Source organism: Aquabacterium sp. UBA2148, assembly GCF_002328915.1.
Lineage (GTDB): Bacteria > Pseudomonadota > Gammaproteobacteria > Burkholderiales > Burkholderiaceae_C > Aquabacterium > Aquabacterium parvum.
In genome coordinates this window covers 2,366-12,977 of the sequence record NZ_DCXA01000227.1, presented here as the reverse complement: position 1 = coordinate 12,977, position 10,612 = coordinate 2,366, and the positions used below count along the sequence as shown (strand labels likewise).

The following is a 10,612-nucleotide window of genomic DNA, read 5'->3' as shown; positions in this document are numbered from 1 at the left end:
CATCGTGGCCCGCCATGCCGACTGGGCTGCACAGCACGGCGTTCAACTCAGCGCCCGGGGCCTGACCGACGCCGGCACCGGTTTCGACGTGTTCATCAACGGCACCGCTGCCAGCCTGGCCGGCAGCGGCGTGCCCGTGGGCCCCGAGGTGCTCAAGCCCGGCAGCCTGGCGCTGGACATGATGTACGGACCTGCTGCACAAGCCTTCCTGGACTGGGCCCGATCGCACGGCGCCGTGGCCCGCGACGGCCTGGGCATGCTGGTCGAACAGGCGGCAGAGAGCTTTGCCATCTGGCGCGGTGTCCGACCCGACACCGCCCCCGTGTTGGTGAACATGCGTGCGCTGGTCGACGCGGCCTCGGCTCACTGAGCCTTCCCAACCAAGGAACCCCAAGATGCGCGCTGTCTGGCGGATCACCGTGCTGCTCGTGCTCAGCGGCCTGAGCCTGCAGGTTTTCTTTGCGGCGCGCATCGCCTTGATGAACGTGCTGGATCCGCAATCCACCACCTTCCAGCGCAGCGAGTTCGCGCGCATCCTGCGCACCGAAGGCCGCGTGGCCTGGGCCCAGGAGTGGGTGCCAGGCGAGCAGGTCTCTGACAACCTGCGCCGCGCCGTCATCGCCTCGGAAGACGCCAACTTCGCCGACCACAACGGGGTCGAATGGGACGCGCTGGAAAACGCCTGGAAGAAGAACAGCGCCGCTCAGGCCCGCGCCGAGAAGAAACGCGCCGACGCCATGGCCCGCCACCAGCGCGCGGTGGAGCGCGCTCGCAAGCGTGGCCGGCCAGAGCCCGCTGCACCCGATGTCACCCAGGTCACGGCCAAGGTCATCGGCGGCTCGACCATCACGCAGCAATTGGCCAAGAACCTGTTCCTCAGCAGCGAGCGCAACTTCCTGCGCAAGGGCCAGGAGTTCGCCATCACCTTCATGCTCGAGGGCCTGCTGAGCAAGCAGCGCATCCTCGACATCTACCTCAACAACGTGGAGTGGGGCGAAGGCGTGTTCGGTGCGCAAGCGGCGTCGCACCACTACTTCGGCCTTGACGCAGCGCGGCTGGCGCCCATTCAAGCCGCACGGTTGGCGGTGATGCTGCCGGCGCCCAAGCGCTTCGAGAAATCACCCCGATCGCCGTATGTGAGCGGGCGCGCCGGCACGATCGCGGCGCGCATGGGCTCGGTCGAGCTGCCGTGAAAAAAGGGCTTCTGTTGAGAAGCCCTTTTGCACAGAGAGGCCCTGGCCTTCAGCCGGCGTCGCCCACCGGCTCAAAGTCCACCTTGTCGCGCACCGCGCAACCGGGGCAAGACCAGTCGTCAGGGATCAGCTTCCAGGGGGTGCCCGGCGCGAAGCCCTCGTGCGGGTCACCCGCGGTTTCGTCGTACACGTGATCGCAATTGGGGCAGCGGTATTTCATGTTGTCAGCTCTCCTCGGTGCCGTCTGCTGAATCAGGCGCGACCGGCTTTCACGTCGGCCGCGAACGAAGCGTACTTCTTCATCAGGGCCTCGCGCTTGTTCGGTGCGAACTGGATGCGCTCCAAGTCGCCCTTGTAGTGACGGATGACACGCTTGTTCATCACGGCAAACCACAGCGGCGTCAGGTAAGCCAGGGTGATCATGCCGGCGTAGCCCGAGGGCAGCTGCGGGCTGTCTTCGAAGTGGCGCAGGGTCTGGTACTTGCGCGTCGGGTTGGCGTGGTGGTCGCTGTGGCGCTGCAGGTGGTACAGGAACAGGTTGGTCACCGTGTGGTTGCTGTTCCAGGAGTGCTCGGGCTGGCAGCGCTCGTAGCGGCCATCGGGGTTCTTGCGGCGCAGCAGGCCGTATTGCTCCAGGTAGTTCACGACCTCCAGCAGCGAGAAGCCATACACCGCCTGGATCAGCAGGTAAGGCAGCACCACCACGCCGAAGGCGATCAGCAGGCCACCGAACAGCACCACCGACATCGCCCACGATTGCAGGTTCTCGTTGTCGGTGCTCCAGACGCCCTTGTTGAAGCGCTTGAGGCGCTCGGCTTCGAGCTCCCAGCCCGAACGCAGGCTGCCGATCACGGTGCGCGGCCAGAAGGCCCAGAACGACTCGCCAAAGCGCGAGGTGGCCGGGTCTTCGGGGGTGGCCACGTTCTTGTGGTGACCACGGTTGTGCTCGACGTAGAAGTGACCGTAGAAAGTGGGCGCCAGCGAGATGCGAGCCAACCAACGATCGAGCTTGTCCTTCTTGTGGCCCAACTCATGCGAGGTGTTGATGGCGATGCCGTTGATCACGCCCACGCTGATGGCCAGGCCGACCATGTCGTACCAGGGCATGTCGATCAGGGCGATCATGGCCGCGCCACCGATGGTCACGGCGATCTGGATGGGCACGAAGGCGTACAGCACCCAGCTGTAGTAGCGGTCGTTCTCGAGCGCCTGCAGGGCGCTGTCAGGGGGGTTGGAAGCGTCCTCGCCGAACAGCCAGTCCAGCACCGGCAGCACGGCGTGCACCAGGGCAAAGGCCACCCACAGCAACCAGCTTTGCTGCGTCTGCCAGTAGCCGGCCAGCACGGCGGCGCCGATCAGGGGGATGGCGGGCCCGAGCAGCCAGAGGTAGCGCTTGGGGTCGGACCAGCGCGCAGCCGGCGTGGGAGACAGGGTGGCTTGGGACATCTCGAAAACTCCTTGAGGATGTCGCCAGTGTCTTGATTTGACGCAAAGACGGGAAGCCCGGATCGACCGCAGCACCATCGCGATCCGCCGGCCATCGATCAGGGTCTACCCGAGGTAGAACAAGCCCGATTCAAGCTTGGCTTTTCACAATGGATATCCGGACTTTTGCCGCGATCGGGCACTCGACTTCCGTGGCAAGCTGTGGGCAACATGGACACCCTCAGCCTGATCCTGGACGACATGCACTTCGATGGCGTCGTGTTTGCCTCGTCCGTCAATGCGCCCCCCTGGTCCTGGCACCTCGCCGTCGATGGCCTGGGTTGTGCGCACGTCATCACCCGAGGCCAGGCCTGGCTGATCCGCGACGGGGCCGAGCCCTTGCTGCTGGAAACAGGCGACCTCGTCGTGCTGCCTGGCGGCCTGCCCCACACCATCCAAGACCGCCCGAACACGTCGGCCACCCCACGTGACCTGCTGCCGCTCATGGCCCGGGACCTGGTCGATTCACGCCTGGGTGGTCAGGACACACCGCAGTCGTGTCACCTCATCAGCACGCACGCACGCTTTGACGTCAACATGGCCGCGCCGCTGGTCAAGGCCTTGCCGCCCGTGCTGCACGTGCGCGGCCTGGGCGAGGCACCGCCACCGTGGCTGGCCGTGGGCCTGCAGTTCCTGGCGCTGGAAGTGGCGCATCAGCGCCCGGCGCAGCAAGCCATCCTCAACCGCATGGGCGACATCCTGTTCATGCAGTGCATCCGCGACCACGTCGAGTCGGTGCCCGAAGGCTCTGGCAACTGGCTGTCGGCGCTCAAGGACCGCGCCCTGTCAACGGCGCTGGCGCTCATCCACCGCGAGCCGCAGCGCAACTGGACGGTGCCCGAATTGGCCAAGGAGGCCTGCCTGTCGCGCTCGGCCTTCGCCGACCGCTTCACGCAGACGCTGGGCGAGCCCCCGCTGACCTACCTCACGCGCCACCGCATGCGACTGGCCGCTCGGCAGCTGAGCACCTCGGCGCTGTCGGTGGGCAAGATCGCCGAGCAGGTGGGTTACGCCTCGGAGGCGGCATTCAGCCAGGCCTTCAAACGCGAACACAGCTTGTCACCTTCGGCCTGGCGAGCCCAAAGGATCAGCGAGGGGGCTGCGCACGGCAGCACCGTGATGCCACCCCGGCAGGAAGCAGCCTGAGTCCTGCGTCGCCTGCCCAAGGCACCTGCCTGCTGGATCTTGGCGCCAGGGGCGTGGGTCATCGCGGAGTGGGCGAGAACCGCCCAAACATCAGCGGCGAGCCGAGCCCGTGCCCGAGCCACCCAGCAGGGTCGCGACCTTGCGCTTGGGCTTGATGAAGCGAGACAGGCCACCGCCCGACGATGCGGCAGGGGCGGCGTCCTTCTTGTCCCAAGACGCCAGCTCGGCGCTGGCCGAGGCCTCGTAGGGCTTGTCGAAGAACGGGTCGCGGGACTCGTTGCGGCGCGGGGCCGAGGCACGCGGCGAAGCGCTGACACGCGAGGGCGCAGCGCTGGCGGCGCCCATGTCCGGGCGGTCGTCCGACTCTTCGCGACGGCGATAGCTCGGGCGCTCGCGGTCACGGCGCCCCTCGAGCTCGAAGGGCTCGACGTCGGGCTTCTTCTTGATGAGCTTTTCGATGTCGGCCATCAGACGGGCATCGGCGCCCGTGACCAGCGACACCGCCAGACCGGAAGCACCAGCGCGACCCGTGCGGCCGATGCGGTGCACGTAGTCTTCGGCGTTGAAGGGGATGTCGTAGTTGAACACCGCCGGCAGGGCCGCGATGTCGATGCCGCGCGCGGCCACGTCGGTGGCCACCAGCAGGTCGACGTCACCGCGCTTGAAGGCGTCCAGCGACTTGATGCGCTCGTCCTGCGATTTGTCGCCGTGCAGGGCCGCCGTGCGCAGGCCATCGCGCTCGAAGGTGCGCGCCAGGCGGGCGCAACCGAGCTTGGAGTTGACGAAGACGATGGACTGGGTGATGCCGCGGTCGCGCAGGATCTGGCGGATCACGTGGCGCTTGTCGTCGTCGTCGACCTTGTAGAAACGCTGCTCGACGTTGGTGGCCGTCTGGTTGGGACGGGCCACTTCGACCAGCACCGGGTCTTGCAGGTAGCTCTGCGCCAGCTTCTTGATCTCGGGCGAGAAGGTGGCCGAGAACAGCAGGGTCTGGCGGGTCTTGGGCAGGTAGCTCAGGATGCGCTGCAGGTCGGGCAGGAAGCCGATGTCGAGCATGCGGTCGGCTTCGTCGAGGACCACGTACTCCACCTGCGAGAGGTTGCAGTTCTTGGCCTCGATGTGGTCGATCAGGCGGCCCGGGGTGGCGATCAGCACCTCGACGCCGGCTTTGAGCTCGACCGTCTGCTCTTTCATGTTCATGCCGCCAAACACCACGGCCGAGCGCAGGTTGCACTTGCCGGCGTAGGTCTTGACGTTGTCGGCCACCTGGATGGCCAGCTCGCGCGTGGGCGCCAGCACGATGGCGCGCACCGGGTGACGCGCCGGCGACATGCTGGCGTTCTCGTGCTTCATCATCTTCTGAAGCAGCGGGATGGAGAAAGCAGCGGTTTTGCCCGTGCCCGTCTGGGCGGCACCCATGACGTCGCGCCCGGCCAGCACCAGCGGGATGGCCTTGGCCTGGATCGGCGTCATCGTGGGGTACTTGATGGCGCTGAGGATCTTCTTGTCCAGCGGCAGCGTGTCGAAGCGGGCGGGCGGGGCCTGGTCGGCGGACGCGGACTCGGAGGTCACGGGCGCCGGGTTCACGGTCTCGGAAGTGACGGGCGCAGCGGTGGCGGCTTCGGGCGCGGCCAGGGTGGCCGGCTGGGAGGTTTGTTCGTTCATCGGGGTCGAATTATCCGCCCATTGCTGCTTTTTTGCGCAAACAAATGCGGCCAACGGCCCCTCATTTCACCTTCCCGGAGCCGGAAAACGGCGGAATCGGGGCCATTCGGCCCCCGATCCACCTGTTTCGGCGTGTCGCCCGGACCGCAGGCGGAGGGCTCAGAAGGTGAAGCCCACCTCGGTGCGCAAGCCGCCATGGTCGGCCTCGGCCCGCTCGAGCAGGTGCGCCAGCGGGCCCAGGCCTTGGTAACGCGACGCAACGCGGTGGGCATAGGTCCACACGCGGGGGATGTCGGCCAGGTACTGCTGCTTGCCGTCCCGGATGGCCAGCCGCGCGAAGATGCCCAGCACCTTGATGTGGCGCTGCAGGCCCATCCACTCGAAGTCGCGCCAGAAATCCCCGAAATCGTCGGGCACGGGCAGGCCGGCCTTGCGCGCCTTTTCCCAGTAGCGCACGGCGTAATCGAGTTGCACGTCCTCATCCCACATCACGTAGGCATCGCGCAGCAGCGAGACCAGGTCGTACGTGACGGGGCCGCGCACGGCGTCCTGGAAGTCGATGACGCCCGGGCGGGCCTGTGCGTCGGCCGGATCGGCCATCAGGTTGCGCGAGTGGTAGTCGCGGTGCACCAGCACCACCGGCTGGGCCAGCACCTGTTCCTTGATCAGACCGAAGGCCCGGCCCAGCACCTCGCGGGCCTTGTCGTCGAGCACCTGCCCGCGCAGCTGGGTGAAGTACCAGTCCGGGAAAAGATCGAGTTCGCGCTGCAGCAAGGCGTCGTCGTAGGCAGGCAGGCCTTGGGCCGACACGGCCTGCAGGCGCACCAGCTCGTCCAGCGCGGCGTTGTAGCGGGCGCGGTTGCCGGCATCCTGCGGCTGCTGGGCGTCGAGGGTGGACAACAGGGTGTGGGCCCCCAGGTCGGACAGCAGCATGAAACCTTGCGCCTCGTCCCACTCCAGGATGCGGGGCACGTTCACGTCGCCCGAGGCCAGCAGGCGGTCGACCGCCACGAAGGGACGGCAGTCCTCGTGGCTGGGCGGCGCGTCCATGATGATGAGGGTGCCATCTGCCGCATCGACGCGGAAGTACCGGCGAAAGCTCGCGTCGGCGCTGGCCGAACGCAGGCTGTCCGCGCGCAGGCCGAGGCTGGCCGGGCGAGACCGCAGCCAAGCGTCAAAGGCCTGCTGGCGGGCAGGATCGGTCCAGGAAATGGGGGCGGCGGCGACTTGGCTCATGCTGCTTGGCTCGTGAAATAATGCGGCGATTCTAGGCAAGGCCGGCTCACCCATCAGGAAGCCGCTGCCGCAGCCCCACTGCGACGCGCCCCGTGATCGTGAGCACCTCCTTGAACCGACGCCCCACGCCCCAGCACCGCCCGATTCGACGCCGCACCGCGGCCACGACGCCCATCTGGCGCCCCGTGGCCCTGGCTGCAGCCTGCCTGGCGGGACCGCTGCATGCGCCCTCGCAGGCTCAAGTGTCCGAGCCCGCACCCATCACCTCGTCGCCAGCCAGCCAGCTGCCGCAGGCACCCAACGCCGTCCCGAGCGCCGACCCGGCCTCGCGCATGAGCTTTTCCCTGCCGTCACCACGGCTGCAGCGGCGCGACGCCAAGGAGCCCCTGTTCTTCGAGGCCGACCAACTGGGTGGCGAAGCCAGCATCCTCACGCGAGCAACCGGCTCGGTTCGGCTGCGCCAGGGCGATCTCGCCATGCGCGCTGATGAGATCACCCACACCCAGGCCGACAACACCGCCAAGGCTCAGGGCAAGGTGCGCATCGTCAGCAAGGGCAACCTGTTCACCGGCCCTGAACTGACGCTGCGCCTGGACACGCTGGAAGGCAACTTCGTGCGGCCCGAGTTCTGGCTCGCGCGCACGCAGGCCGGCGGCGACGCCTTGCTGGTCGAGTTCCTGGGTGAAGACCGCCTGCGCGCCCACCAGACGAGTTACTCCAGCTGCCGCCCCGAAGACATGCCAGATGGCAGCCCGGGCAAGCCCGACTGGGAGCTGCACACCAGCGAGGTCTACCTCGACTTTGCCGCCAGCGAAGGCACCGCCAAGAACGCCGTCATCCGCTTCATGGACGTGCCCATCCTGGCCGCGCCCACGCTGACCTTCCCGCTGGACAACCAGCGCAAGTCCGGCTTGTTGCCGCCGTCGTTCTACTTCGACAGCAACAGCGGCTTCGAGTTCTCGACGCCCTACTACTGGAACATCGCCCCCGAGCAGGACGCCACCATCGCGCCCACCCTGTCGGCCCGGCGCGGCGTCGGGCTCGACCTCGAGTACCGCTACCTGACGACCACCGACACCGGCAAGGTGCACCTGTATGGCCTGCCAAACGACCGCCTCACCGGCGATGGCCGCAGCCTGGTCGACTTCACGCACAAGGGGCGTTTCCGCACCGGCAGCACGCTGGCGCAGAACCAGTACGACATCAAGTGGCTGCGCGCCTCGGACGACGACTACTGGAAGGACTTCTCGCACAACCTGCCTTCGCCCACACCGCGCCTTTTCGACAGCCACGTCAAGTTCGACTCGACGCTGAACGACCGCACCTGGGGCCTGGGCAACAGCCAGACCAACTTCTACGCGGCGGTGCAGTCCTGGCAGACGCTGCGCGACCTCGACCCCGACTCCGACCCGGAACTCAGCCGCATCGAAGCCCCGTACCGGCGCGAGCCACAGCTGGGCTTTCGCAGCCGCAGCAGCTCAGACGCAGGCACGGTGTTCAACCTGCAGGGCGAATTCAACCGCTTTGCCCACACGGACATCACCAAGGTCACCGGCAACCGGGTGAACCTCAACGGCCGCCTGGAGCGCCGCTTCGACCTGCTGGGCATCTCCGTGCTGCCTGCGGTGGCGGTGCGCGGCATCAGCTACGACCTCGATCGCAACAACGCGCTGGCCGCCAGTGGCTCGCGCGCCAGCACCTCGATCGCCGTGCCCACGTTCAGCCTGGACAGCGGCTTTTCGATGGAGCGCGACACGCAACTCTTCGGCCGCGACCTCGTGCAGACGCTGGAGCCGCGCGTGATGTACGTCTACACGCCCTACCGGCGCCAGGACGACTTGCCAAAGTTCGACAGCGCCCCGCGCGACTTCAACCAGTACGCCGTTTTCAACGACAACGGCTTCACCGGTGGCGACCGCATCACCGACGCCAACCAGGTGACGGTGGGCGTGACCTCGCGCCTGATCGACAGCGCCACGGGCGTCGAGGCCTTGCGCCTGGGCATCGCGCAGAAGGTGCTGCTGGCGGACCAGCGCATCAACCCGCAAGGCGAAGGCCCGATCACCCAGAAGCTGTCTGACTTGCTGCTGCTCGCATCCACCTCGGTGATCCCGAACTGGAACCTCGACAGCACCCTGCAGTACGGTGCGCAAGAAAAACGCACCGAACAAGGCACCGTGGGCGTGCGCTACTCGCCCGGCGCCTGGCGCACCGTCAGCGCCACTTACCGCTACACCCGCGAAGCGAGCGAGCAGGTCGAGCTGGGCTGGCAATGGCCCCTGGCAGGCCGCACGCCACCGCTGCAGCAGATGATGACCCAGGCCAGCTCGCCCGACCTCATGCAGGTCAACCCGCGGCGCGCTGGCACCAACGCCTGTGGCGGCGCCTGGTACAGCGTGGGCCGCGTGACCCACAGCATGCGCGACAAGCGCGTCATCAACTCCCTGATCGGCCTTGAATACGACGCCGGCTGCTGGATCGGCCGCGTGGTCGCCGAGCGCGTGGCCCTGGGCCAGAGCAAGGCCAACACCCGCATCATGTTCCAGCTTGAATTGCTGGGCCTGTCGCAGCTGGCGCTGGGCGCCAACCCGCTGCGCGTGCTGCAACAAAATGTCCCTGGCTACCGCTTGCTGCGTGAAGAAGGCCAACCCCTGAACGTGCCAAGCACCCCGACGAGCTCCCAAGATGAATGACCGCAATTTCCCGGGCGCACGCCGCTGGCTGCCGCTGATCTGCCTGAGCCTGCTCGTTGGCGCCGCCACGCCGGGCTGGGCCCAGTTGCGCCGCCCCGACGGCCCCAGCCTGGCGCCGAGCATCCCTGGTGATCGCTCACTGAGCACCGACCTGCAACTCAGTGGGGCGCCGCGCACCAGCGACTACATCGTCGCCGTGGTGAACCAGGAGCCCATCACCCACACCGAGATCGACAAACGGGTGCAGCGCGTCATCGAGAGCGCACCGGCCAACGCCCGCCTGCCCGCCGCCGACGAGCTGCGCCGACAGGTGCTCGACGCCCTGATCGACGAAAAGGTGCAGCTGTCCCACGCGCGCAACCTGGGCATGGGCGTGAGCGAAGCCGAGCTCGACACCGCCATCGAGAACATCGCCGCGCAAAACCAGATGACCATGGCCGAGTTGCGCGAGCGCATGCGCACCGATGGCCTGGACTTCGAGCGCTACCGCGCCAGCCTGAGCGAGCAGATCCTGATCCAGCGCATCCGCGAGCGCGAGGTCACCCCGCGCATCCAGATCAGCGAAGAAGAGGTCACCAGCTTCCTGGCTTCCGACCCGGCGGCTCAAACCGAATCGGCGCTGAACCTCGCGCACGTCCTCATCAAAGTGCCCGAGCAAGCCAGCCCGCAGGAGGTTCAAAAGCTCCAGGCCAAGGCAGAGGACATCCAGCGCAAGGCCGCGGCAGGCGTGAGCTTTTCGCAGCTGGTCAAGCAGTTCTCCGACGACCGCAGCACGCACGACAGCGGTGGCGCCTTCGGCCTTCGCGAAGTCAGCGCCCTGCCCGAGGTCTTCGTCAAGGCCGTGGCCAGCATCAAGGTGGGACAGGTGGCGCCCCTGGTCCGCTCGCGCGCGGGCTTTCACATCATCAAGCTGGTCGAGCGCGAGAACGCCGCACAGGCCAGCTACACCCAGCAGCGCGCTCGCCACATCCTGCTGCGCAGCGCCCCGGGTCAGAACACCCGCGAGCTGGTCAACCGCATGCAGGAGATCCGTCGCCAGATCATGGATGGCCAGGCCAGCTTTGCGCAGCAAGCCCGTCAGCACTCCGAAGACGGCAGCGGTGCCAAGGGTGGCGAGCTGGGCTGGAGCTCGCCAGGCCAGTTCGTGCCCGAGTTCGAAAAAGCCGTGCTCGCGCTGCAACCTGGCCAGATCTC

Annotated in this window: 8 protein-coding genes and 1 pseudogene; 5 read left to right on the top strand and 4 right to left on the bottom strand. The window is 67.3% G+C overall.

All coding sequences use genetic code 11. The features are described from left to right. Both aroE and B2W70_RS12915 read left to right on the top strand, forming a co-directional pair. A pseudogene (gene aroE, locus B2W70_RS12920) lies at positions 1-370 on the top strand (shikimate dehydrogenase); the annotation flags it as partial. Between the two features lie 25 nt (positions 371-395). Further along, complete coding sequence (locus B2W70_RS12915; protein ID WP_286746247.1) at positions 396-1,193, top strand: transglycosylase domain-containing protein; 798 nt, start codon at positions 396-398, stop codon at positions 1,191-1,193. Between the two features lie 49 nt (positions 1,194-1,242). Here B2W70_RS12915 and B2W70_RS12910 read toward each other — a convergent pair whose 3' ends face one another. Together B2W70_RS12910 and B2W70_RS12905 are read right to left on the bottom strand one after the other, a co-directional pair. Beyond that, on the bottom strand, positions 1,243-1,413 hold the full coding sequence (locus B2W70_RS12910) for a rubredoxin (protein WP_058087064.1): 171 nt from the start codon (positions 1,411-1,413) through the stop codon (positions 1,243-1,245). Positions 1,414-1,445: 32 nt separating this feature from the next. Further along, positions 1,446-2,639, bottom strand: a complete 1,194-nt coding sequence (locus tag B2W70_RS12905) for an alkane 1-monooxygenase (protein ID WP_286746244.1) — start codon at positions 2,637-2,639, stop codon at positions 1,446-1,448. 210 nt (positions 2,640-2,849) lie between these two features. Between B2W70_RS12905 and B2W70_RS12900 the strand changes: the two genes are divergently transcribed. Then, positions 2,850-3,824 (top strand): AraC family transcriptional regulator, encoded by a 975-nt coding sequence (locus tag B2W70_RS12900; RefSeq protein WP_286746242.1) that lies wholly within the window; start codon positions 2,850-2,852, stop codon positions 3,822-3,824. 90 nt (positions 3,825-3,914) lie between these two features. Here B2W70_RS12900 and B2W70_RS12895 read toward each other — a convergent pair whose 3' ends face one another. Beyond that, positions 3,915-5,297, bottom strand: a complete 1,383-nt coding sequence (locus tag B2W70_RS12895; protein ID WP_286746249.1) for a DEAD/DEAH box helicase — start codon at positions 5,295-5,297, stop codon at positions 3,915-3,917. Between the two features lie 351 nt (positions 5,298-5,648). Beyond that, a complete protein-coding gene (locus tag B2W70_RS12890; RefSeq protein WP_286746240.1) occupies positions 5,649-6,725 on the bottom strand; it encodes an aminoglycoside phosphotransferase family protein in 1,077 nt (358 codons plus the stop codon). A gap of 110 nt (positions 6,726-6,835) precedes the next feature. Here B2W70_RS12890 and lptD point away from each other — a divergent pair, with 110 nt between their 5' ends. Both lptD and B2W70_RS12880 read left to right on the top strand, forming a co-directional pair. Further along, entirely contained in the window at positions 6,836-9,418 is a 2,583-nt protein-coding gene (gene lptD, locus B2W70_RS12885) for an LPS-assembly protein LptD (protein ID WP_286746238.1), read from the top strand. Beyond that, positions 9,411-10,612: peptidylprolyl isomerase (locus B2W70_RS12880; protein ID WP_286746236.1), on the top strand; the 1,202-nt coding region annotated here is incomplete at its 3' end. The genes lptD and B2W70_RS12880, both read left to right, overlap by 8 nt.